Consider the following 24764-nt stretch of genomic DNA (forward strand, 5'->3'; position numbering starts at 1 on the left):
TTTAATCTGGTTTTGGCGCATCAAAGTTCATATGTCCGCCCAATTTGAATCGCGAGCCTGGGTGAGTCAGGATGGCGTAGCTCACGACGCCGCCGGAACTCCATGTCCGACGTATAATTCTTAAACACGGTTCGTCACGACTCACTTGCAGCAACTGACATACTGACGAAATCGGATGAATCGCTTCAATCTGGTGACTCGCTTCAGTCAGCGGCGTAACCACGCATAAATATTCGTGGGGCGTCACTTTGGTGTAATCCTGCTTTAAGTAGTCGGGCACCAGTTTGGGATTTACATAGCGCTCCTCTAACTGCACCGGTAAGTCGTTTTCCAAGTGCGTAATAGTGGAGTGCAAGACTTCGCTGCCCGGTTCAATTTGTAACGCCTCGGCGACTTGGCTCGACGCATCCTGAATTCGTAAATGATGGACCTTAGCGCGGTATTCGTGACCTCGGTCGCGCACTTCATCAGCAATGTTTTTAATCGCCATGAACGATGTTTGCGATTTAATCGGTGCCACAAACGTGCCAGCGCCTTGCGTTCGAATCACAAGTCCCTCATCTGCTAATTCCTGCAAGGCGCGACGAGCGGTCATGCGGCTGACAGAAAACTGTTCGGCAAGAACGTTTTCAGAACTAACGGGGTGATTCTCCGGCCACTCGCCGGTCTCGATTTTGTCGTAAATGAATTGCTTTATATTGGAAAACTTGGCCATAGGACACCCAGCGGCATAAGCGTTGAACATAACAAAAAGTTTAGATCAGATCATTTGTCTATACAACCTGTATTTGCTAATCTAACGAGTATCATCTAGCTAAACAGAATCCTAAGAGCCTTACATCATGCAACGAATCGAGAATATTCAACTAGTTACTTTAGATGCTGAACTGTCCGACTATGGACTGATTGAAGATGCCATCGTGATTGTTAACGGCACCCACATCGAGTGGGCAGGACCGGCGTTTGATGCCCCGTCCACACCCACCGCGGAAGTGATTGACGGTCAAGGTGGTTTAATGACGCCGGGGTTAGTTGATTGCCATACTCACTTGATCTGGGCTGGCTCGCGCGCTAACGAGTTTGCTCAGCGGCTGCATGGCGCTACTTACGCTGAGATAGCAAAAGCCGGTGGAGGTATAGCCGCGACCGTGCGAGCAACCCGAGAGGCAAGCTATGATGAGCTATTACAACTGGCACTAAAGCGCGCTAAAGCACTTATCGCACAGGGTGTAACAACTCTTGAGATTAAATCGGGCTATGGCCTTGACCTCGAGACCGAGCGTAAGCAATTACAAGTGGCGCGCGCAGTCGGCGAACAATTACCCGTACGAGTGAAAACCACGTTGCTAGCGGCTCACGCGATTCCACCCGAATTCAAAAATAACGCCGACGGCTATATCGACGAAATAGTAGAACGTATTCTCCCAACCCTTGCTGATGAGGGACTGGTGGATGCCGTTGATGCGTTCTGTGAATCAATTGGTTTCTCACCCGCGCAAACACAACGCGTATTTGAAGCGGCTCAATCCTTAGGTTTGCCCGTCAAATTACACGCCGAGCAAATCACGAATCAACAGGGTGCTCAGCTCGCAGCACAGTTTGAAGCGCTTTCGGCCGATCATTTAGAGCAACTCGACGAAGAAGGTGTTCAAGCCATGGCAGCGTCCGGTACCGTCGCAGTGCTGCTGCCTGGAGCGTTTTACTTTCTCCGAGATGACCAAGTGCCGCCGATTGAACTGCTGCGTAAGCACCGAGTGCCGATGGCGATTGCTACCGATGCTAATCCTGGATCGTCGCCGATTCACAACTTGCAACTGATGCTACAAATGGCGGCGACTTTCTTTAAGTTAACACCAGAAGAGTGTTTGCGGGGCGTCACGGTTAATGCAGCCAAAGCCCTCGGTATGTATGGGCAGGTCGGTGAAATCAAAGCAGGTATGAAAGCTGATCTAGCTTTATGGGACATTCAGGATGCCGCCGAACTGACTTATCAGTTCGGCGTCAATCCACTGATTAAGCGTTGGTACGACGGCGTCGTTCACGTCCCAGCATATAAGCAATAACGAGCTCAGTTAACACTTGCCCCGTTTGCTTTTGACCCTCGTCAAAACCGGTGGGGCATAATGAAGGTGCTGCTTCAGCAAGGTGCAGGTAGGCAGCATCTTCGAGCTCGGCCAAACGTTTCACGAAACTAAATCCTTGCGCAAGGCTCAAGCCACTATAATTAACTGCGCTGGCGGGAACGCCTGTTAAACAATCAACATCGACCTCGATACCCAGTGGACGTTGCCAGCTGACTGACTTAGCTGCGACTTCATCCATGACCTCCGCAAAAGGACGCCCGATAATACTGTGGATCGCATGATAGCGCATACCGGCATCAGCCATTTGTCGCAGGCTTGAGGCTGAATTTTTGGCTTGGTGTAAGCCCACAACATGATAGTGCGATAAAGCCCCATCGACATAGGCGTAACTGAAACCATTACCACTGTGCCGACCCTCACGAGCTCTAAAGTCCGCATGGGGATCGAGGTTAATAGCCCCACAAGGCTGCTGCTTAGCAGTCGAGAGACTTTTAAGTAACGGGTACGCGTTATTGTGTCCACCACCGACTAAAACAACTTCAAATCCGCGTACGAATAACGGCTCAACCACTTCGCGAACGCGCGCATCAACACGTTCAACAAGCTGTCGAATCGTTTGTAAGTCATGTTCATTATTGGCGTCTAAGGGTTCTGCCTGACTCATAAGATCGCTGCAGTCGACGGATCCGACAAGTAGCAATTCGTGCGTGGAAAGTAAGCCCGTATGTTGCAGGTTCGCAAAACTACCTAGGAAAGCCTGCCAGCCACCCTCTGCACCGGGGCGACCGAGGTTTCCTTTAACACCGATACTCTCAGGAACACCAACAAGGGCAACGCGTTGTCCTAATTCCCACGCTTTGTCTAACGCCTCAGAGTAAGACCCCGAAGGCAGACCATTCATGGCCTGCCCGACTTTTGTTTCATGTGGCCGAAGTTTAACGTAGCGGCTTAAATCGTCGGTAATTAAAAACTCAGGCTTTTGCATTATTCGATATCAAGTGGCTCAGGAGATAAAATAACGCCGGTGCTATCCACGTAAATATGATCTTCTGGTAGAAACGTTACTCCGCCAAAATTGACTGGAATATCTATTTCACCAATTCCTTCGCTTGAGGCACCTACAGGAATCGAGGCAACACCCAAAATTCCCATATCCAGTTCTTCAAGTGAGTCAACATCACGCACTGAGCCATAACAAATGATACCTTCCCAGTCATTATCCAACGCTTGCTCTGCAATGGCGAGGTCGATCAAAGCGCGGCGCACAGATCCACCGCCATCAATCAATAACACTTTGCCCCCACCATCTTGGTTCAGGGTCTCTTCAATCAGCCCTTTGTCTTCATGGCATTTAACGATGACGAGTTGTCCGCCAAATGAAGAGCGCCCGCCATAGGATTCAAACATCGGTTCAACGACATCGACCATATCGGGGTATAAATCACAAAGTTCTGAGGTATTGTATTCCATGACTGTATCCTGCGTTAGACAGTGCGAATTCAGGTAAGTATAACGGTAATTGGTGGTTTTAAAAATGCTCAATAGCCGCTTTGTTAAAATCTTTGAACGGTTATACTTGAATTACCCCACCAATGGCGCGTAATCTAATATAAATATAACAATAATTATTACTGTTTTCTGATGCCTGATCTCGATTTGGTCACCTCTTTGGCGATCGAAACATTAACTCATGTCATTCAAACCCTGATGTTGCTGGGATTCGCTGGCTTACTGCGGTTTTATCTTAAATCGTATCAGCAAGCATACCTCGGGGATTGGTCGGTCGCATGCTTGAGCTATGGTGCAAGCGAGCTTATTCGCGCTGTTCTAACATCGAGCGCACTCATCGGGACAAACTATCCTGAGTGGATTACACAGAGTCTTTATACAGGCTCAATTTTTCTTCACTACTTGGCACTCACCTATATTGCTCTCGGCGCCTACAACGCCATTAAGGAACGTCACCTAAGCCAAACAACTCGGCATTTACTCCTCCTTATAACTACGTTAGCTGCCTCAGCCACAATTGCCTGGATGTTCTCAAATCAAACCGGTGAGTTGTCATTATTTGAATCTGAATTGCCACGCTTTATCGTGCCGGCCCTATTGTTCTTAGGTATTGCGCTCTTCATGTTTTTGCGCATCCCACCTGGCTTAGGTCCCAAAATTGTCGCCTCCGCATTTACATTTTTAGCAATCAAGAATCTTATTTTGTCGGCGGTGTTGTTATTCACTAATACCATTTATTTAGATTGGGTTATCAGCACTCAGGGCTTATTTACCATTGTATTCCTGACTATCATAATGGTCGGTATCGTAATCTGGCTGTTGGAATCGGAGCGTTCGACCTCGTTTTATGCTGTGCAGCGCGCCGAATATTTACACACACACGACGCCTTAACCGGTGTCGCTAACCGTCATCAATTAGTCAGTAAAATCCCCGTTTTAGTCGACTACTGCCGTTCAAATAACCGTCACCTATCCGTGATGTTACTTGGCGTTTCACGGTTTAAGTCCGTCAACGAACGGTTGGGTATTCGGGGGGGCGATCAAGTATTAAAAGAAATTGCCCGACGCTTACAACAATTTAAGCGTAAACCCGTTACCGTAGCTCGAATTAGTGGCGACGTATTTGCAGTCATCTTCGATCACTTAAAAAGTCGTCGTCATATCATTGAACTTGCCACAGAGCTCCAGCACGAGTTGTCTCGTCCTATCGAGGTGAATCAGCGACAGATCACGCTGTCGGTTGGCGTGGGAATTTCACGCTACCCTCAACACGGTGTAAATGCTGAAATTTTGCTGAACAAAGCAACGCTAGCCCTAACCGATGCGAAGCGCCAAAACGCCTCCAATATTACTTTTTATGAACGCGGGATGGATGACGCGTTCTCTCAACTTATTGATATGGAGCCGATTCTAAGAAAGGCGTTTAAAAATAACGAATTTGTGATTTATCTTCAGCCTCAGTTTGATTTCGACTACCAGCAATTATGTGGCTTTGAGGCACTAATCCGTTGGCAGCACCCCGAACGAGGCTTGCTCTCGCCAGCTGAGTTTATTCCGCACATCGAACAGTTAGGCCTAACCGAGTTGCTTGATAATTGGGTACTTGAACGCGCTGCCGAAATACTCGCAGATTGGAACAAACGTTTTAGTCACGTGTGGCCTATCGCGGTGAACTTATCGGCACAACAATTCCAACAGTCTAAACTCGTCGAACACCTCACTCGATTAGTCGACAATTACCAATTAGATGCCAGTTATCTCGAGTTAGAAATTACCGAGACTGTCGCAATGTCCGATTTAAGTAATGGCATGGATGTCATTCGTCGACTTAGAGACCTCGGCTTTAAAGTCGCTATAGATGACTTCGGCACAGGTCATAGCTCACTTGCCTACTTGCGCTCTTTACCCATTAATAAGATTAAAATTGATCGAAGTTTTGTCAGCGAGCTGCAGGTTAATCGCACCGATGCGACAATATTAAAAGCAATGATTCGCTTGGCTCATGGTCTTGGTAAACGTGTCATAGCAGAAGGTATCGAAACACAAGACCAACAAGATATTCTGCAACAGCTTGGGTGCGACATGATGCAGGGCTATTTCTACTCACCGCCCATTAAGCTTGAGTTGGCAGAGCAGCTCATCGAGAACGAGCTCAAACTAGGAAGAGAGCCGTTGCCAGCATCTTTGGCAACGGCATAAAGGCACCACTTATAGAATAAAGCGGCTTAGGTCTTCGTCTTGCGATAACTCACCAATGTGTTTATCGACATACGAAGCGTCAACGCTAATGCTTTCACCGCTATGATCAGTAGCATTAAAGGAGATTTCCTCCATCAGACGCTCTAGCACTGTGTGTAATCGACGCGCGCCGATGTTTTCGGTGGTCTCATTCACATGGAAGGCGATTTCTGCGATCCGTTGAATGCCATCGTCTGTAAAGCCAATTTCAACACCCTCGGTATTCAACAAGGCCTTATACTGAGTCGTTAGTGAAGCATTCGGCTCTGTCAAAATGCGTACAAAGTCACCACTGGTCAGTGCATCCAACTCAACACGAATTGGTAGACGACCTTGTAGCTCTGGAATTAGATCCGATGGCTTGCTCATCTGGAAGGCGCCTGATGCAATGAATAGGATATGATCAGTACGGATCATGCCATGCTTGGTATTGACCGTCGTACCTTCCACCAACGGCAACAGGTCGCGTTGTACGCCTTCTCTCGAAACATCAGGGCCACTACTGTCACCACGCTTACAGATCTTGTCGATCTCATCGAGGAAGACAATACCGTTCTGCTCGACAGATTCAATTGCCGCTTCCTTGACCTCGTCCGGATTAAGCAACTTGGCTGCTTCTTCATCGATTAATTGCTTAAACGCATCTTTGATCTTTATTTTGCGCTTCTTGGTCTTGTCATTGCCCATGTTCTGGAACATGTTTTGTAGCTGTGACGTCATTTCTTCCATGCCTGGCGGCGCCATGATCTCAACGCCCATTTGCGGCATCGCCAAATCAATTTCGATCTCTTTATCGTCTAAGCTACCTTCGCGCAACTTTTTACGGAACACTTGCCGTGAGTGACGTTGCTCATCATTGCCTTTATCTTCTTCTGCACCCCAGCCTCCTGAGGTACGCGCAGGCGGTAGTAGCACATCTAAAATGCGGTCTTCGGCAGCTTCCTCTGCGCGATAACGCACTTTTTGCATCATTTCTTCGCGCTTTTGCTTCACTGCTACATCGGTCAAATCCTTGATAATGGATTCAATTTCTTTACCAACGTAGCCCACCTCAGTAAATTTGGTTGCTTCTACTTTAATAAAAGGTGCACGTGCGAGCTTAGCCAAGCGACGTGCAATCTCAGTTTTACCCACGCCCGTTGGGCCAATCATTAGAATATTTTTAGGCGTTACTTCATTACGCAAATCATCATCTAACTGCATCCGGCGCCAGCGATTTCTAAGCGCTACGGCTACCGCTCGTTTAGCTTTATCTTGACCGATGATGTGACGATTGAGTTCGTCTACAATTTCTCTTGGGGTCATATCTGACATCTTTTATCCCCTACTTATTTTTTGAGGCAGCGATTGACTGCTGTTCTTCGATGGTCTGGTAGCCATTCGTGTAAACACAAATGTCGCCTGCAATGGTGAGTGCCTTTTCTACGATATCGCGCGCCGATAACTCGGTCGTCTCCAACATGGCCGTTGCCGCTGCTTGAGCATACGGCCCACCGGAACCGATAGCAATCAGGTCGTTTTCGGGCTGAACTACGTCACCATTACCGGTAATGATGAGCGACGTTTCTTTATCGGCAACCGCGAGCAATGCCTCTAAGCGTCGTAGTGCGCGGTCTGTTCGCCAATCTTTCGCGAGTTCTACAGCAGCTCGCATCAAGTTACCCTGATGTTGCTCTAGCTTTGATTCAAAGCGCTCAAATAGTGTAAATGCATCTGCGGTTCCGCCAGCAAAACCGGCTAATACTTGATCGTGGTAAAGGCGGCGTACTTTTTTAGCGTTACCTTTCATGACGGTGTTACCAAGCGAGACTTGGCCATCACCACCAATAGCGACTTTGTCGCCGCGTCTTACGGATACTATCGTGGTCAAAACAAAACCCTCTCTAGCTAATACGGTGAACTGCAAGCGATGTTGCAATGCGATTATTAGCTATTTGAGGGTGTATTGATAAGATTTCAAGGCATCCAACGATGCCTTTGCAGTTTTAACGAGTTTAGTCGAGGTTCCAGTTCCAAATCGCGCAACCGTAAATCTTAGCTCGTTGCAATTTATGCCGCTCTCTTTCAGCCGCGCGCTTGGTCTCGTAAGGCCCAAGAATCACGCGATACCAAAGACCGTTTTTACCCTCAGAGCTTCGTACTTGACTCTCTAAGCCGGCCATTGCAATTTCAGCCCTAAGACGTTCGGCGTCAGATTGCTTTCTAAATGACCCACACTGCATCAGTTTAGGAGGTCCGAGTTCGCGCTCAGGCACATCGACTTCAACCTGTTTACTTTCTAGTTCCTGAATATACTGCCACTTTTCCTTTGGCTTTGGGGGTAACTCATCAGTCGCCTGTTGGTCTGTCGGTTTCGCTGGCAACTTATCACCATCACCATTAATACTCAGCAAACCGTAAATAAATGCGGCCATTAGAGCCAAGACAAGCACAATTGCAACCCACGGAACTTGTTTGGGTTGCTTAGCGGCAGCACCGCGAGCCGACGGTTTACCCCGTTGACCGGACGATTTGCCAGACTTCTTTTTAGGTTTGGGTTTACGATTAGCGTAATCCATGACTTACATCTTTTCTAACGTCGGTATACCCAATAATGCTAAGCCTTTTTCAAGCGTATTAGCCGTTAAACGGGCTAGTTTAAGACGACTATTACGCACCGCCTCATCCTCTTGGTTCAGGATAGGGCAGGCTTCATAGAAGCTCGAGAAGTAACCTGCGAGTTCAAACAAGTAACCACATAAGAAGTGCGGCATGGCTTTATCGAATACACGGTTCACCACTTCCTCAAACCGAATCAGTTGATTTGCGAGCGCAAGCTCACGCTCATCTTCGAGCAGCCAGTCAGCGTCCATATCAAACGAACGCTCACCTAACTTATCGAAAATACTATTCACGCGAGTAAATGCATAAAGTAGATAAGGCGCTGTATTGCCCTCAAACGTGAGCATTAAATCCCAATCGAAAATATAATCCGATGTTCTGTTTTTTGACAAGTCGGCATACTTAACCGAGCTAATACCGACCACTTTCGCGACCGCCTCTTGTTGCTCAGCAGTCAGGTCAGAGTTCTTCTGCTGTAACAGTTCGAGTGCTCTGCGCTCAGCTTCATCCAATAAATCAGCAAGTTTTGTCACACCACCGTCGCGACTCTTATAAGGGCGCCCGTCCTTACCCATAACAGTGCCGAATCCATAATGCTGAGTTTTAATATCACCCTCAATGAATTTGGCTTTACGCGCTAAGGTAAAGATCTGTTCGAAGTGCAAAGATTGACGCGCATCGACAAAATACATCAGATAGTCGCCACCGAGTTCTTTTTGACGATACTGGATTGCAGCGAGGTCAGTGGTCGCATACAAATAACCACCGCCCTTTTTCTGCACAATAATTGGAAGGGGTTCACCCTCTTTACCTTTAAACTCGTCTAAAAATACGCACTGCGCACCTTGGTCTTCTACTAACAGCCCTTGCTGTTTAAGATGTTCGATAACACCGGGCAGACGGTCGTTATAAGCACTTTCGGCCATCACATCATCACGGGTTAACTTCACACCCAAACGGTCATACACTTCCTGACAGTGAGCCAGCGATACATCAATAAACTGATTCCACAGCTTCAAACAGTAGTCATCGCCTGACTGGAGCTTGACGACTAATTCACGTGCCCGCTCAGCAAAATCTTCGCTCTCGTCGAAGCGCTTTTTGGCAGCTTTATAAAAAGTTTCTAAATTACTAAGCTCATAGTTAGCCGCTTCGCTATCCAGCTCTTCCATGTGCGCCAGCAACATCCCGAACTGAGTGCCCCAATCACCTACGTGGTTTTGGCGAATCACCTTATGGCCCAACATTTCGGCTGTACGCGATACCGCATCGCCAATAATCGCTGAGCGCAAATGACCTACGTGCATTTCTTTCGCTAAGTTAGGTGATGAATAATCAATGACAATGGTCATTGGCTTTTCAGCAGGCTGAATACCGAGATCAGCGCTACTCAGCATAGTAGTTAACTGACTCTTTAACTGGTCCTGTGCGATCGTAAAGTTAATAAAACCAGGTCCAGCGATATCGGTTTTGGCAATCAGCGTATTCGCCGGAATCGCTTCAATAACCTTTTCCGCTAATTGACGCGGATTCATTTTTGCAGGCTTTGCCAGCATCAACGCCAGATTGGACGCAAAGTCGCCGTGTGACTTATCTCGTGGTCGGTCCAACTGAATCTTCACGGTTAGATCCGTAGGAAGAATACCGTCAGCTTTTAATTGGCCCACAGCATCAGTAATTAACTGTTCAAGTTGCTCTTTCATCGACACGACTACCTGTATTAACGTTAAAAAGGAAAGAAAAAGTGATTCACAATAAGAGGGGTAGTTTACCTGTTTTTGCGCGTTTATGTGAAGTCTTGTGGATCAATGTCCAACGACCATCGTATACGGTTGAGAATACTGAGGTTTTCCCACTGGCTAAGTAAATATTTAACGACTTGATAGCGTTGTTTACGCGATGTCGTCTGCAGTATCCATTGATAACGATAACGACCTGCGCGTTTTTCCATTAACGCGGGAATCGGACCGACGCCCATGACGCCCGCAACCTCGGGTAAGCAAGCAGCCATATGATTCAATGCCTCGACAACTTGCGCTTTGTCGGTACTTTCGGCCCGCACCAGCGCCCAATGCTTGAACGGGGGAAGCGCTGTCGCCTGCCGTTCAGCCAGAGCCGTTAGCGCAAAGTGTTGGTATCCATTATTTAGCAAATCTTGCACTAAGTCGTGCTCGGGATGATGCGTTTGTAGCACGACTCGGCCGCGTTTGTGAGCTCGACCCGCACGACCCGATACTTGTGTAAACAGCTGAGCCAACCGCTCTGGCGCGCGAAAATCAGCGCTATACAAAGCGCCATCGACATCCAACAGCGCGACTAAAGTCACATTGGGGAAATGGTGCCCTTTAGCGAGCATCTGGGTACCCACCAAAATGTGATGTTTATGCTCGGAGGCCGATTTTAAGTGTGCGTCTAACTCGCCTTTGCGTCGTGTAGAGTCCCGGTCTATCCGCAAAACGCTGTGCTCAGGAAAGCGTTGATTAAGAAAATCTTCGAGTTGTTCGGTACCCACGCCATGCGATATTAAATGCGTTGAGCCACATTGCTCACACTGCTTTGGGACAGGCCGTTGGCTATCGCAATGGTGACAATGTAGGCGCCGTTGTGCTTGATGCAGGGTGTAATACGCATCGCAACGTTTACACTGCGCAATCCAGCCACACTCATGGCACATCAGCGCCGGCGCGAAGCCACGCCGATTTAAAAACAAGAGCACTTGGTTGTGCTTACTTAGCTCCTGTTCTATTTGTTGCAGCAAGGGTTCTGACAAGCCCGCCTGCATCGGTAGACCTTTCAAGTCTATAAGTTCATGCTCAACGCTTTCTGCAACACCGGCGCGTTGAGTTAGTTGCAACCAGTGAAAGCGCTGATTAACGGCATTATTAAGGGTCTCGAGCGCAGGCGTAGCACTGCCTAGAATGATCGGAATATCAAGTAATTGCGCACGTTTAATCGCAATATCGCGAGCGTGATAACGAAATCCATCCTGCTGCTTATAGGACAAGTCGTGCTCTTCATCGACGACGATCATGCCTAAATCAGCGAACGGAGTGAAAATGGCTGAGCGTGTGCCAATGACAATGCCTGCCCGATTCGATCGACTGTTGAGCCAAGCATGAAGACGTTCTGTATCATTAAGGTTAGAGTGTAAGACCTCGACTGGAACATCAAAACGTTGCCGAAAGCGCTTAATCGTTTGCATCGTCAAGCCAATTTCAGGTACTAAGACTAGCACTTGACGACCTGCTGCTAAGACATGCTCGATAGCTTGTAAATACACCTCGGTTTTGCCACTCCCGGTTACACCCTCGAGTAGAAAGCTTGCATGACCAGATATTTGCTTAATTGCGCTAAGCGCAACCGCTTGTTCTTGGTTAACCGCGAGTGGTTCTTCGCTGAGCGCCATCTGCCAATGTTGTTCTGCATTAAGCTCAGGCCTTTCTTCAATGCGTCTAACCCAGCCTTTATCGCAAGCAGCGCTACTGACTGTGGTACTAATCTGAGCCTGCTTAAGTTGCGCTGCGCTGACTCGACCTTGTCTTAATAGCCCGAGTAATTGCTTCTGCTTGGGCGCTCGGTCTAGCGCAGTATCACTCGCACTCGGTGCATCCTGCGCCAACTCATAATAAGTAACGGGCGCATAGCCGATGGGTTTCCCCTGTCTCAACAATATGGGTAAAGCATTAGCAAATACATCACCCAGACTATGCTGATAGTAATCTGACGCCCAATTTAAAAGTTGCCACAGCTCGGCTTTCCATACCGCGGTGGTATCTAGTTGTGCCAGCACTGACTTGGCTTCAAACGTGCTCGGCGCTGCAACATTAAGTTGCGTTATAATGCCGACCAATTGCCGTTGACCAAAAGGCACCCGTACACGCGCACCGAGCACTGCCGGTTCGGACAAATCATATTGGTAAGTGAAGCTGCGCCGCAACGGCAACGGTAACGCCACTTCAATGTAGTGAGGGCTGTCTATCATAGCGCTATTCTGAAACGCAATGAGCGATAAAACAAGCGTAATAAGCCTCTTGAATGATCAGTGAAGATCGCATAAAATGCCGCGCTCTTAAACATTGTTGTTTTTTTACACATGGTGTCCTGCGCAGACGAGGCGACTGGATAGCGATGTGGCCTAACTCGAGGTATTCCCATGAAACAAGGTATTCATCCTAAGTACGAAGCAATCAAAGTAACTTGCTCGTGCGGTAACGAATTTGAAACTCGCTCTACTCGCGTAGAAGATCTACACATCGACGTATGTTCAGAGTGCCACCCATTCTACACTGGTAAGCAACGTGTAATGGACACAGGTGGTCGTGTCGACAAATTCAAGAAACGTTTTGGTACTTTGGGCAAAAAATAATTGCCGGTACGCAAAACGTATAAAAATGAGCTTTTCAGCCCATTTTTACAAAAAAGGCGCCAAATGGCGCCTTTTTTCATATCTACTCTGCTCAGAGACACCATTGTTAAAGAAAAGTTGACTGGTGTGTTTTTAAACACATCAAAAGTTAGCATGATCTGAGTGACTCCACATAAGCAGGTAAGATTTGTTATTTTCCTAATTGCCTTTATCCTAATACATCATCCTTTATTCATTTTTTCAGGTTGCCTAAATGTCAGATTTCCGCCAAAAAGCGTTGGATTATCACCAATACCCCACACCAGGTAAGATTTCAGTTGAACTCACCAAGCCAGCTGACTCTGCGAAAGACTTAGCGCTTGCCTACAGTCCGGGTGTTGCGGAACCCGTAAGAGCCATAGCTGAAGATCCCGACAATGCCTATAAATATACGGCGAAAGGCAATATGGTCGCTGTTATTTCTAACGGTACCGCGATTCTTGGTTTAGGTAACTTGGGGCCGCTGGCATCAAAGCCCGTGATGGAAGGGAAAGCACTGTTATTTAAGCGGTTTGCAGGATTAGACTCCATCGATATTGAAGTCTCCCATCGCACTACTCAAGACTTCATTAATACAGTGGCGAATATAGCCGACACATTTGGTGGTATTAATCTTGAGGATATCAAGGCGCCTGAGTGTTTCGAAATCGAGCAAGCGCTTATTGAAAAATGTAACGTACCTGTGTTTCATGATGACCAACACGGCACGGCTATTGTGACCGCTGCAGGCATGTTGAATGCACTTGAAATCCAGGGTAAGTCCCTTAGAGATGCCCATATTGTTTGCATGGGTGCGGGGGCCGCCGCCATCGCCTGTATGGAGCTACTTATCAAATGTGGTGCGCAACGCGAACATATTTACATGTTGGATTCCAAAGGTGTCATCCATACTCGCCGCGAGGATCTCAACGAATATAAAGCGCTCTTCGCAAACAACACTGACAAACGGACGCTCGAAGAAGTCATTGAAGGGGCCGACCTGTTTCTCGGTGTTTCGGGACCTGACCTACTCTCGCCAGAAACGCTTAAACTTATGGCTGATAAGCCGATCGTGTTCGCTTGCTCTAACCCGGATCCAGAAATTAAACCCGAATTAGCTCAGCAAACTCGCGACGACATTATTATCGGCACAGGTCGTTCTGACTACCCTAACCAAGTCAACAATGTGTTGTGCTTTCCGTTCATGTTTCGCGGCGCTTTAGATGTGCGTGCAACCGCAATTAACGATGAGATGAAAATTGCAGCGGTTGAAGCCATCCGCCAACTCGCAAAAGAGGAAGTGCCTGATGAGGTCAAAAAAGCAGCCGGTATTGATGAACTCACTTTCGGCGCTGATTACATCATTCCTAAACCCATGGACCCTCGCTTGTGTCAGCGCGTAGCTAAGGCAGTGGCAGAGGCAGCGGTCGAGTCTGGTGTTGCCAAAATCCCGCTACCTGAAAATTATATGCAAGATTAAGGCGTATCGAGTTCATCATCTGCAGGAATTGGAAGCCCTCGTGCTTCTAATTCTTCGCGTACTGCCTTAGGTATTTTATTTGGATTGGTCTTTTCTAAATCGGTATCCGTCGGCAACGGTTGGCCCGTAAAAGCGTGTAAAAAGGCTTCGCAGAGTAGTTCGCTGTTCGTAGCATGACGTAAGTTCTTAACTTGACGGCGAGTTCGCTCATCGGTGAGCACTTTAAGCACGCGAGTCGGTATTGATACGGTTACCTTTTTTACCTGTTCGCTTTTACGCCCGTGCTCTGCATAGGGGTAGATATAATCACCATTCCACTTCATCGTGAGAGTCCTGCCTTAGTCAAAAACCATATAAGTTATATTGAATTTTACTCAATCCCAGATGAAGGTCAAATTTTATCCGTCTAGATGGCTAAAATTTGCTGACATTTGGCGTTTGATGTTTTAGCCTTAGTCATTACATCAGTTAATTCATTTATTTGAGAGGTATCGCCAATGACCGCAGAGCCGAGCTTAGATCAGATTCGGACGGTAGCCGATAACGTTCAAGTGCATAAGTTTGGCGGCAGTAGTTTGGCTGACGCTTTTTGTTATCGTCGCGTGGCACGCATTGTAACCGAATATGCAGGCGCAAGCGATGTTGTGGTGGTCTCGGCGGCGGGTGATACCACTAACCGTATTTTAGCAATTATTAAAGCTCAAAAGGAGTCTGGCGATACGGCTGATATTTTACTCGACCAACTGGAGCGGTTCCAACAAGGATTAATCCACGAACTTCTCGGTAGCGAGTTTGCGGCACCTATCCTTGAGCAGTCGACTGTGGATTTTCAACGCTTCCGCGACTTCGTTGCGGGTAAAGAAATTATCGAACACGAAGCAGAACTGCTGTCTTACGGTGAACTTTGGTCAGCTCGACTCCTTGCGGCATTATTAAGGAAACAAGGTACTAAAGCAGACCATATTGATGCACGTGATTTCCTAAAGGCTGAAGACGCCCCTGAACCCGTTATTCAGGAGTTAGAGTCGCGCCATAATTTATTAAATCGCGTAGCACCTTTTCCCGGCACACGATTTATTGTTACGGGCTTTATTGCACGCGGTTTAAACGGTGAGAGCCTCACACTAGGTCGTAACGGCAGTGACTATTCTGCGACTTTGGTTGGTAGCTTACTTAATTCAAAGCAAGTCACTATTTGGAAAGACGTCGCCGGTGTTTATTCAGCCGATCCGCGTAAGATAGAACGTGTCGTCAGTTTGTCGACCTTAGATTGGAGCGAAGCAGAAGAGCTGGCTCGATTAGGCAGCCCGGTGCTACACCCTCGCACATTCCAACCTGTTGACCGCGATCGTATGGTCATTTCGGTGCGCTCAAGCCTAAAAGTTGAAAATCAGCAGACCCGTATTGGCAATTTCGAACATACAGAACCTAAGGGTAAGGTATTCACATCTTTGTCCGAAGTTGTATTGTTTAAGGTCGAACTCAACGACCGCGAGCTCGTCAAACAACTTGAGGCGCTGGATTTAACGCCATTGGTAAGCTGGACCGAACCCGAAAAACATCAGCAATACTTGGTTTTCCACCAAAACCACTTGAACTACATCAGCCACTGGCTCGACCGCATCAATGCGGGTAATGCGGTCACGCAAATCCACGGCTATTCAATGGTGGCACTGGTTGGTAATCGCATTCAAGAGACGGATCAATACAATACCTTCAAACTACAGTTAGGCGAACAGAAGGTGCGTCGCTTTGCGGTCAGCGAAGATGGGTGCTCTGCGGTCGCAATATTAGAACAAAAACTCGATAACCGTTTACTCAATCGTCTTCATAGCCAGTTATTTAACTATCGCCGTAGCTTAGGCGTGTTAGTCATTGGTCGCGGGAACATTGGTACTGCTTGGTTGGACTTATTCCGCCAGCAACGCGACCGCATTAATCAGGTGATGGATGTACGTGTTATCGGTATCGCTAACTCTAAGAAGCTCTGGCTTGACTATAGCGGCGTCGAATTGAGTGAATGGCAAGCAGGGTTTGACCGTTTATCACGTCCTTACGTGCTAACCGAGTTACTACGCGAATTACCTAATGCCCCTTATGATGAACTGGTCATGATTGATTTAACCGACGCGAAGCCGGTCGCTCAACTGTACCCAAGCTTGTTTGCTAATGGTTTACATATTATCAGCGCAAATAAACGAGCAGGGTCGGCCGAGGAGGCACTGTATCGCGAAATTCGCACGATTCAACATGAGTATAAACGCGAGTGGCTATATAACACTACGGTCGGTGCTGGCCTGCCGCTTAATTATGCCATCAACGATCTGCGTGGTTCCGGTGACGAGATTCGCAGTATTTCAGGGATTTTTTCGGGCACCATGTCTTGGCTATTCGAGAACTTCACAGACGGTGTTAAATTCAGTGATTTAGTATTAGAAGCTAAAAAGCGCGGCTATTCAGAGCCCGACCCACGTGAGGATTTATCCTGTCAGGATCTGGTACGTAAGCTATTAATCTTAGCTCGCGAAATTGGTCTTAAACTTGATTGGGAAGATATCAGCGTGAGCAGTTTGGTGCCTGAAAGTCTTCGCGATATCTCTGCCAGTGAGTTTTTACAACGAGCTCACGAGTTAGACGAGCCAATGGATACCATGCTTAAGGAAGCAGCCAAAGACGGTAATGTGCCGCGCTTACTCGCTAGCTTCTCGGTCTCTGAAGAAGGGCGGGTCAGTGCGAAAATAGGTGTCGAATATATTCCAGCAGGCGATATGCTGGCCAACCTGATCCCTGGCGAGAATATCTTTGTGATATACACCGATTGGTATTCAGAAATGCCACTGGTTATTAGCGGCCCAGGCGCAGGTAAGCACGTCACAGCCGGCGGCGTACAATCTGATCTCAACCAATTACTGGCAAAACTAACGGTGACGGGTTAGAACAACCCGTCTTCGTTATTAAAGATATCTTTGTTATCGCGCTCATCTTGAGCATATTCAGTTGGCTCGGTGCCACTGATAAAATACTCGAAGCGGCTCGTGTAGTCGTTTCGATGCGATAACTTACCCGTTTCCATATCAATTCTCACACTCACCACGTTGGGTGGAATGGTAAAGTCATCGGCTGGAAATTTGCCGACCGCTTTTTCCATGAATAAGATCCACCCTGGCAATGCGGTTTTCGCACCCGCTTCACCTCCTGAGATTGGTTGTTCTTTACTACTCAGCAACGGGTTCATCGTAGTCCGACCCAACTCGCGTGATACATCGTCAAAGCCCACCCATGTGGTGGTCACTAACCCCGTCGTAAAGCCAGAGAACCAGGTGTCTTTAACATCATTGGTGGTACCGGTTTTACCTGTAATCGATCGTCCCGTGACATTAACGATAGGTTTAGAACGTTGGATGCGCCATGAAGTACCATTCCAGCCTGTTTTATGAGCCCAACTGCCTCCACCCCATACCGCTGAATTCATCGCTTGGGCAACCAAAAAAGCGTTCTGCTCAGAAATTATACGGGGCGCTGCATTCTCACAGTCTTCGCAAGCTAGCTTCGGCTGTGCTTCGTAGACCACCTCTCCTTCGCCGTCTTCTATTCGCTCGATAATGTAGGGGTTGATCAAGAAGCCGCCATTAGCGAAAGTCGCATAGGCACGCGCAACTTCCATCGGTGTCATAGATAACGAGCCCAGCGAGATGGATTCATTTTCTGGAATCGTATCGCGTGGAATACCAAACTTCGCGATATGATCGGCGGCGGTTTTAACGCCAAGTTCCCGTATTAGGCGAACAGAGACCACGTTTTTTGACTTAGCTAATGCCTTGCGAAGGCGAATAGGGCCTTCATAGACGTCCGGAGAGTTTTTAGGACGCCAGGCGATACCCGCGCCCGGATTCCACTGATTAATAGGTGCGTCATTCACCAAGGTAGCCAAGGTGAAACCTTGCTCGAAGGCTGCCGAGTAAATCAGGGGCTTGATATTTGAGCCTACTTGTCGCGCTGCTTGCAAGGCGCGATTATATTGGCTGAGATTAAAGCTATAGCCTCCAACTACTGCCTCTACGGCACCATCTTGCGGCTTTAAGGAAACAATCGCAGAACTTGGTTCCGGCACTTGTGCTAATCGGAGTTGATGCTCCTCACCCACCGAACGCACATAGATAACGTGTCCCGGCTGCATAATATCTGTAGCAGACTTAGGCGCCTCACCTTGGCGCTCTTCATTAAGATACGGACGCGCCCATTTCATCGCATCCCAGTTTAAGGTCGTTGCTTGTTCATCACCTTTGATTAGGATTTGCGCTGATTGTTCATCAACGCCCATAACTACTGCGGGAACGACAGCGCCAATGCGATCGACACGCGCTAAATAGTCAATAACCTCGGCCTGCGATAATGCCGGTTTACCCTCTTTTTCGTTCCAAAGTACGCTGACAGGTCCCCGATAGCCATGACGCTCATCATAACCATGTAGGTTATTCCAAATAGCCTGTTGAGCGGCTTGCTGGACATCGCTACGGACAGTGGTATAAACGTTGTAGCCGCCATTGTAGGCTTCCTCTTCACCAAACCGCTCGACCATATCTTGGCGCACAATTTCAGCAAGGTAAGGAGCGTTCACTGTTACTTCAGCACCATGACGACGCGCGGTTACAGGTGCGTTCACAGCATCATCAAATTGTGCTTGGGTGATTTTCTTCTCATCCAGCATCCGCAGTAATACTACACGACGGCGTGCTTTAGAAGCTTGTGGATTACTAATCGGGTTTAAATTCGATGGCGCTTTGGGCAATCCTGCGATAGTTGCGATCTGTGCTAAACTCAACTCATTTAAAGGTTTACCGTAATAAACTTGGGCAGCGGCACCCACGCCATAAGCGCGATGACCAAAGGCGATTTTATTTAGGTAAAGCTCTAGAATTTCGTCTTTTGTCAGTAGCTGCTCGATATGCAAAGCAATAAATGTTTCTTTTATCTTACGCATCCAAGCTCGGTCAAAACTTAGGAAAAAGTTTCGCGCCAACTGCATGGTGATGGTGCTGGCACCTTCTTTCACTTCACCCGTCGTAATAAGGACACCAAAAGCTCTCACGACACCGATAGGATCAACGCCAAAGTGTTGGTAGAAACGGCTATCCTCAGTTGCGAGAAAAGCATCAACCATGGTCTGTGGGACATCCTCAAGCTTAACTGGAATTCGGCGTTTTTCACCAAACTGCGAGATCATCTGCCCATCTTTGGTGAATACCTGCATTGGCGTTTGTAACTTGACATCCCTTAGCGTTTCAACACTCGGGAGCTCGGGCTTAACATAAAGATAGAGCCCTCCCACGGTCAAGATCCCCAATACGCCCAAAGCGGCGACTATCCACGCGAATCGCTTTAAAAACCTCAAAAACCTACCCCACTTCTGTGACGTTGTTGAATATCTGACACCTTTGTATAACTAACTATTATGGCTGATTTTCAAACTAAACACTACGCTTGCAACCCTCAACCCAAGACAAAATTTTATAACCCAAGATGGTGTAAATAAATGAAGCCTTATTTATCCGCTGCAATGATTGAAAACAATGACATAAGGCTATTGACGCTAGAAATAAAAAAGGGACAACTCGCGACCAAACATTACCTAACTGACGCAATTGATCAAATGAACTGGCGATACTATAAGTCCCGTTTAAGCCTCTTAATCCCGTGTCAGTTTGTATACTTGCAGACAGAAATCAGCTCACAGCCAAGCAACCTCTATCAAGACAGTCACATCGTCCCGATGCTCGGTAGCCAACAAATCAATGGTCATGAGGACGCTATCGAGCGACTGACCGAAAAGCTACCACTGAAACCCCGCGTATTGGAGCCTGCACCTCAGGCATGGGTACGCTGTACTAACTACTTCCTTCCGGGCCTGCCCGCCTACGCGAGACTCGCAAAACCGGCAACACAGTGGACCATCATTTTTCGCGAACAACATCTGTATATTGTGCTACGAGTGACACGAGGTGTTCTAGTGTCTTTACACTCAATTTCACTCCTTGAGGCCATCAACATCGAAGAGCTTGATTCAGTGGTGATGAGTTACCTAAGTACCGAAGAGGATGACATTTTAAAAGCACGATTATTTAATTTCTCGGGACTTTGGCAGAACCTGTGCTCAGCGACACAGTCATTTGCAGGCGAGGCGTCACCCGCTTTAATCGGTGCCGCTCTGAGAGGCTTTTTCCCATGGCGTGGTTAAACCTCAGTGACTGGCGCACGGCTAAAAGGCACAGAAATCAGCGACAACGTCTTATCGCCGTTGTTCTTTTAAGCCTATTTAGCCTACTTAATATCACCGCCGTGGTGGACCCCTTATACAGTCAGTTTACCCTTCACAACTTAGATGTAGTCCATTCACGCGTGACTCAATGGCAAACAGCCCAACAAAATCAGTTATCAGCGGCAACACGTTACCAGCAAGATTCATCCGCTATCCAACAACAAGTCAACCAAGTTAGCCAGATATTAACTTTAGAGTTGAGTAATTTGACGGGGTTAAACATCGACCGCGCTCATTGGACATCTTCCCAACTATCATTAAGTGGTACATACCATAGCCCCGCTGAGCTGACACAATTGAGTGAGCGTTTGCGGCACGATGGAACGCAGAGCGTACAACTGCAATTAAAAGCTCATAACCATGCACAACTCGATGTTTATAAACCATAGTAGAAGTGCCGATGAAAAGTACATTAGGTTTCTATTTAGCGCTATGTTTAACATTGGTACCTGCACCAGCAAGCTTTATCTTAGCTTCATGGTATTTCGAATCTAACCAACGGGAGACTCGCCATGAAACTCAGATACTTTGGCAACAGACAGAGAAAAGTAAACTCACCTTCACCGCTCATCAACAGTCAGTAGAGCGACGCCCAATAGCGCGTTGGCTGACCCTCGCCTTAGCGGCAGCTCAACGTTATTCGCTAACCCAGCAGATCCCCATAGCATCGGATGTAAAACTGCGGATTAAGTTACGCGGTCAGTCGAAAAAATTAATTGAGTGGTGGGCTGATGTATCTACCTCATGGCCAAGCCAAGATAAGCATCCATTTGTACTAGACAGTCTCATTATGACTCGGCACACAGATGATAAGAATGAGCTGATACTTAGCTTTGTTGAAAATGGCCTACCCATGCTTGCACTCTCTATCGCACCGCGAGGCCAAAAGCCATGTGACTTATCGCCTCCGGGCAAATTACTCGGTGACTGGCACGATTACCAACTTCTTGCCACCCTCGCCACTGAAGGCAACTTCTCAGCTTACTTTCAAGGTAGTGATAAGCAATGGCTAACGGCCAAGGTTGGCGACTACTTTAGCTCACCAACCACGATGATTACGGCGATTTCTCGCGAGTCCGTCACCTTCAAACAATTGGAGTCATTTCCGTGCGTTGTTACAACACTTCAAAACAAGGTCAAACACACAAATGCAATCGCTTTCTGACACCTGCGAGCGTGTTGTTTTTTTACATGTTATGGCAACTCAATGTGACCAGCGCTGTGGCAGATGAATTGCCTAAAATCACGTTGAGCCTAAAAAATGTCGATTTAGTGACCGCCTTCGAAATTATTGCTGATAAAGTCGACTTAAACCTGATCGCTGATAAGGCAATTGACGAGACGGTCAGCTTATCCGTCAGTCATGTTGATGCACTCAAATTAATGCGAGAGCTTGCCGACAGCTATGGTTTAACGCTACGGATGACGGATAACCTCATTCGGGTGACACGATCTCAATCTTCTCCAACTGACGAACAGGCAAATACATCTGTCACATTGCCACTTTTAATTCCGCTCAATCATGCCAAAGCCGAAGATATAGCGGCATTATTGTCACAAAGCGAGCAGCGCTTGCTCTCAGATCAGGGGGCGGTATCTATCGATGCTCGAACCAACACTCTTATTCTAAAAGAAACACCACACAACGTCAGCGGGATAAAGCAACTCATCACACAACTTGATATACCTGTTAAACAAGTAATGATCGAAGCGCGAATGGTGACCATGAAAAGTAACGCCATTGAACAGTTCGGAGTGCGCTGGGGCGATCTGACCCCACGCAACGACGATCAAGTCATTGCAGATGTAATAGACGGTATGCGAGTTGAGTTGCCGGCCGTGCCAGCCGCAGGACGCTTGAAAGCAAACGTCGGTAAACTCTCGGAAGGCCTACTATTGGATTTGGAGTTGTCCGCGATGGAGCAAGATAACGAGGCTGAAATTATCGCGCGCCCAAAAATATTTACCTCTAATCAACAGCCTGCTTATATAGAGCAAGGAACTGAGTTCCCCTACGTAGAGAGTGCCGCATCGGGGGCGACTGCGGTCAAATTTAAAAAGGCAGTCATGGGTTTACGCGTAACACCACAAATTACGTCTAACGACTATGTCATGCTAGATTTAACTATTACACAGAATACGCGTGGCGATACGGTATCAACACCGACAGGACCTGCTGTGGCCATTGATACTCAAGAAATGGCCACACGCGTTTTGGTAAAAAGTGGAGAAACTATAGTTTTAGGTGGAATTTTTCAGCAATATGAGTTGAAGGACGATACAGGCGTCCCCATATTGTCGTCGTTGCCGTTTGTCGGTAATCTTTTTAAAAATCAGCGTGAACAATCAGAAAAACGTGAACTGGTTATTTTCGTTACACCCACGCTGTTAAGTGAATCGGAATAAATTTGCTAAAATGCAATCTAATTGAGATAATCCCGCTTCTTTTCGTTGAGTTGGGGGACGTCTCCAGACACTCCGGATTCGTGATTTACAGCTAATTTAACAGTGATGTAAGCAGGATATGGCTGAGAAACGTAATATTTTTCTTGTCGGCCAATGGGCGCCGGCAAAGTACGATTGGTCGTCAATTGCAGAACTTCATTTAGATTTCTACGATTCAGATACAGAAATTGAACGACGCACCGGCGCTGACATCAGCTGGGTTTTTGAGCTGGAAGGTGAAGAAGGCTTTCGTGCGCGTGAAGAAAAAGTTATCGAAGAGTTGACTGAGCATATGGGGATCGTTTTGGCGACAGGTGGAGGCTCGGTAATGAGCAAAGAGAGCCGTAACCGTCTCTCCGCTCGTGGCGTTGTGGTTTACCTCGAAACGACTATCGATAAACAATTAGCGCGCACACAACGTGATAAGCGTCGTCCTCTCATTGCTGAGGCAGACGATCCACGGAAGGTGCTCGAGGATTTAGCAGAAGTACGCAATCCGCTATATGAAGAAATAGCGGACATTGTTGTACGCACTGACGAACAAAGCGCCAAAGTCGTGGTCAATGAAATCATTGATAAACTCGGGGTTAACGGTCTAGGTTAATCTCTCTAGGGAGCTGTGTTATGGCCAATATACATGTCGAATTGGGCGAACGCAGCTACCTTATTCATGTCGCCTCAAATAACTTACAATGCTTGACCAGCCTATTGCCTGATTTAAAGCAGAGTATACTTGTGGTCAGCAACCCTACCGTATCAGAACTCTATTTCTCACAACTAAGAGAGTCGCTTTCAGGTCACCGTGTTGTCCTGTTTAATATGGAAGATGGCGAACAGTACAAAAGTCTCAAATCATTCGAATCTGTTACGAATAGACTGATTGAAGAAGGGTTTAGTCGGGATTGTGCAATTATTGCTCTCGGCGGTGGTGTAGTCGGTGATCTAGCAGGTTTTGTCGCCGCAACCTATCATCGCGGAGTTGATTTCTATCAGATTCCAACGACTTTGCTTGCACAAGTTGACTCTTCAGTTGGCGGAAAAACCGCGATCAATCATCCACAAGGCAAAAACCTTATCGGCGCCTTCTATCAACCCAAAGCCGTCGTCATTGATCTCAACTGTTTAATGACGCTGAACGAACGTGACTATCGCAGTGGCTTAGCCGAGATTGTTAAATACGGCATCATTTATGACGCTGAATTTTTTTGCTGGCTAGAGAAACATACCGACAAACTGTCGCAACGAGACGAGCAAACGCTTCAGTATGCTATTCAAAAGAGCTGTCAAATAAAAGCCGAAATTGTTGCTCAAGATGAACGCGAATCAGGCATTCGTGCATGGTTAAATTTAGGTCACACATTCGGTCATGCGATTGAAGCAGCGACTGAATACGGCACATGGACTCATGGTGAGGCGGTGGCAGCTGGCACTATTATTGCATCAAAGCTTTCAGAGAAAACACAGCGGATGTCCTCGTCAGATTTCCGTCGCGTTCTGAATCTTTTGTCAGCATTGAAGTTGCCGATAAAAGCGCCACATATGCCTTTGGCAAACTGGTTGAGTTACATGCAACGCGATAAGAAAGTCAAAGACAATCGGATTAACTTCGTATTACCCGTCGGCATTGGCCGAGCGGAAGTAACGAACGCAACAACTGATGAGGAAATTGCCGCTGTGCTGACTGAATGTTGCTAACACGCATCACAT

General features: G+C 47.3%; 21 protein-coding genes. 11 read left to right on the forward strand and 10 right to left on the reverse strand.

Going from position 1 to position 24764, the window contains the following annotated elements:
- Window position 1: 1 nt before the first annotated feature.
- Window positions 2–715, reverse strand: coding sequence for a histidine utilization transcriptional repressor HutC (hutC, locus tag OS145_RS02955; protein WP_006954582.1), 714 nt, complete (start codon window positions 713–715; stop codon window positions 2–4).
- 127 nt (window positions 716–842) lie between these two features.
- Here hutC and hutI point away from each other — a divergent pair, with 127 nt between their 5' ends.
- Window positions 843–2063, forward strand: a complete 1221-nt coding sequence (gene hutI, locus OS145_RS02960; RefSeq protein ID WP_006954583.1) for an imidazolonepropionase — start codon at window positions 843–845, stop codon at window positions 2061–2063.
- Here hutI and OS145_RS02965 read toward each other — a convergent pair.
- Window positions 2014–3069 carry a formimidoylglutamase gene (locus OS145_RS02965; protein WP_006954584.1) on the reverse strand — a complete coding sequence of 352 codons (1056 nt, stop codon included), beginning with the start codon at window positions 3067–3069 and terminating at the stop codon, window positions 2014–2016. The two genes, hutI and OS145_RS02965, sit on opposite strands and share 50 nt — an antisense overlap.
- Window positions 3069–3554, reverse strand: a complete 486-nt coding sequence (rraA, locus tag OS145_RS02970; RefSeq protein ID WP_006954585.1) for a ribonuclease E activity regulator RraA — start codon at window positions 3552–3554, stop codon at window positions 3069–3071. Before rraA ends, OS145_RS02965 begins: the two co-directional genes overlap by 1 nt.
- A gap of 171 nt (window positions 3555–3725) precedes the next feature.
- Here rraA and OS145_RS02975 point away from each other — a divergent pair, with 171 nt between their 5' ends.
- Complete coding sequence (locus tag OS145_RS02975; protein WP_006954586.1) at window positions 3726–5792, forward strand: putative bifunctional diguanylate cyclase/phosphodiesterase; 2067 nt, start codon at window positions 3726–3728, stop codon at window positions 5790–5792.
- Between the two features lie 9 nt (window positions 5793–5801).
- On the opposite strand, the gene hslU is transcribed toward OS145_RS02975, so the two are convergent.
- The 5 genes from hslU to priA form a co-directional block, all read right to left on the reverse strand.
- Window positions 5802–7145, reverse strand: coding sequence for an ATP-dependent protease ATPase subunit HslU (hslU, locus tag OS145_RS02980; protein WP_006954587.1), 1344 nt, complete (start codon window positions 7143–7145; stop codon window positions 5802–5804).
- A 10-nt stretch (window positions 7146–7155) separates the two neighbouring features.
- Window positions 7156–7701: an ATP-dependent protease subunit HslV gene (gene hslV / locus OS145_RS02985; protein WP_040487670.1), complete on the reverse strand. Its 546-nt coding sequence runs from the start codon at window positions 7699–7701 to the stop codon at window positions 7156–7158.
- A 124-nt stretch (window positions 7702–7825) separates the two neighbouring features.
- The gene (locus OS145_RS02990) at window positions 7826–8389 is read right to left on the reverse strand and encodes an SPOR domain-containing protein (RefSeq protein ID WP_006954589.1); all 564 of its coding nucleotides are present in this window, start codon (window positions 8387–8389) and stop codon (window positions 7826–7828) included.
- Between the two features lie 3 nt (window positions 8390–8392).
- Window positions 8393–10135 carry an arginine--tRNA ligase gene (gene argS / locus OS145_RS02995; RefSeq protein WP_006954590.1) on the reverse strand — a complete coding sequence of 581 codons (1743 nt, stop codon included), beginning with the start codon at window positions 10133–10135 and terminating at the stop codon, window positions 8393–8395.
- A gap of 83 nt (window positions 10136–10218) precedes the next feature.
- Entirely contained in the window at window positions 10219–12414 is a 2196-nt protein-coding gene (gene priA, locus OS145_RS03000; RefSeq protein WP_006954591.1) for a primosomal protein N', read from the reverse strand.
- A 171-nt stretch (window positions 12415–12585) separates the two neighbouring features.
- Between priA and rpmE the strand changes: the two genes are divergently transcribed.
- Window positions 12586–12798 carry a 50S ribosomal protein L31 gene (rpmE, locus tag OS145_RS03005; RefSeq protein ID WP_006954592.1) on the forward strand — a complete coding sequence of 71 codons (213 nt, stop codon included), beginning with the start codon at window positions 12586–12588 and terminating at the stop codon, window positions 12796–12798.
- Window positions 12799–13051: 253 nt separating this feature from the next.
- On the forward strand, window positions 13052–14296 hold the full coding sequence (locus OS145_RS03010; RefSeq protein WP_006954593.1) for a malic enzyme-like NAD(P)-binding protein: 1245 nt from the start codon (window positions 13052–13054) through the stop codon (window positions 14294–14296).
- Here OS145_RS03010 and metJ read toward each other — a convergent pair.
- Window positions 14293–14619 (reverse strand): met regulon transcriptional regulator MetJ, encoded by a 327-nt coding sequence (gene metJ, locus OS145_RS03015; RefSeq protein ID WP_006954594.1) that lies wholly within the window; start codon window positions 14617–14619, stop codon window positions 14293–14295. The genes OS145_RS03010 and metJ overlap by 4 nt on opposite strands.
- A gap of 174 nt (window positions 14620–14793) precedes the next feature.
- Here metJ and OS145_RS03020 point away from each other — a divergent pair, with 174 nt between their 5' ends.
- Window positions 14794–17232 (forward strand): bifunctional aspartate kinase/homoserine dehydrogenase II, encoded by a 2439-nt coding sequence (locus tag OS145_RS03020; RefSeq protein ID WP_006954595.1) that lies wholly within the window; start codon window positions 14794–14796, stop codon window positions 17230–17232.
- On the opposite strand, the gene OS145_RS03025 is transcribed toward OS145_RS03020, so the two are convergent.
- Window positions 17229–19688 (reverse strand): penicillin-binding protein 1A, encoded by a 2460-nt coding sequence (locus tag OS145_RS03025; protein WP_040487609.1) that lies wholly within the window; start codon window positions 19686–19688, stop codon window positions 17229–17231. The genes OS145_RS03020 and OS145_RS03025 overlap by 4 nt on opposite strands.
- A gap of 141 nt (window positions 19689–19829) precedes the next feature.
- Here OS145_RS03025 and OS145_RS03030 point away from each other — a divergent pair, with 141 nt between their 5' ends.
- The 6 genes from OS145_RS03030 (at window position 19830) to aroB (ending at window position 24752) form a co-directional block, all read left to right on the forward strand.
- Window positions 19830–20531 (forward strand): hypothetical protein, encoded by a 702-nt coding sequence (locus OS145_RS03030; protein ID WP_006954597.1) that lies wholly within the window; start codon window positions 19830–19832, stop codon window positions 20529–20531.
- Entirely contained in the window at window positions 20519–21001 is a 483-nt protein-coding gene (locus OS145_RS03035; protein WP_006954598.1) for a hypothetical protein, read from the forward strand. Before OS145_RS03030 ends, OS145_RS03035 begins: the two co-directional genes overlap by 13 nt.
- 11 nt (window positions 21002–21012) lie before the next feature.
- Window positions 21013–21777, forward strand: a complete 765-nt coding sequence (locus OS145_RS03040; protein WP_006954599.1) for a hypothetical protein — start codon at window positions 21013–21015, stop codon at window positions 21775–21777.
- A gap of 56 nt (window positions 21778–21833) precedes the next feature.
- Window positions 21834–23018 (forward strand): type IV pilus secretin PilQ, encoded by a 1185-nt coding sequence (pilQ, locus tag OS145_RS03045; RefSeq protein ID WP_242603644.1) that lies wholly within the window; start codon window positions 21834–21836, stop codon window positions 23016–23018.
- A 118-nt stretch (window positions 23019–23136) separates the two neighbouring features.
- Window positions 23137–23661: a shikimate kinase AroK gene (aroK, locus tag OS145_RS03050; RefSeq protein ID WP_006954601.1), complete on the forward strand. Its 525-nt coding sequence runs from the start codon at window positions 23137–23139 to the stop codon at window positions 23659–23661.
- A 20-nt stretch (window positions 23662–23681) separates the two neighbouring features.
- Complete coding sequence (gene aroB / locus OS145_RS03055) at window positions 23682–24752, forward strand: 3-dehydroquinate synthase (RefSeq protein WP_006954602.1); 1071 nt, start codon at window positions 23682–23684, stop codon at window positions 24750–24752.
- Window positions 24753–24764 lie beyond the last annotated feature (12 nt).

It is taken from the genome of Idiomarina baltica OS145 (assembly GCF_000152885.1).
GTDB classification, from domain to species: Bacteria; Pseudomonadota; Gammaproteobacteria; order Enterobacterales; family Alteromonadaceae; genus Idiomarina; species Idiomarina baltica.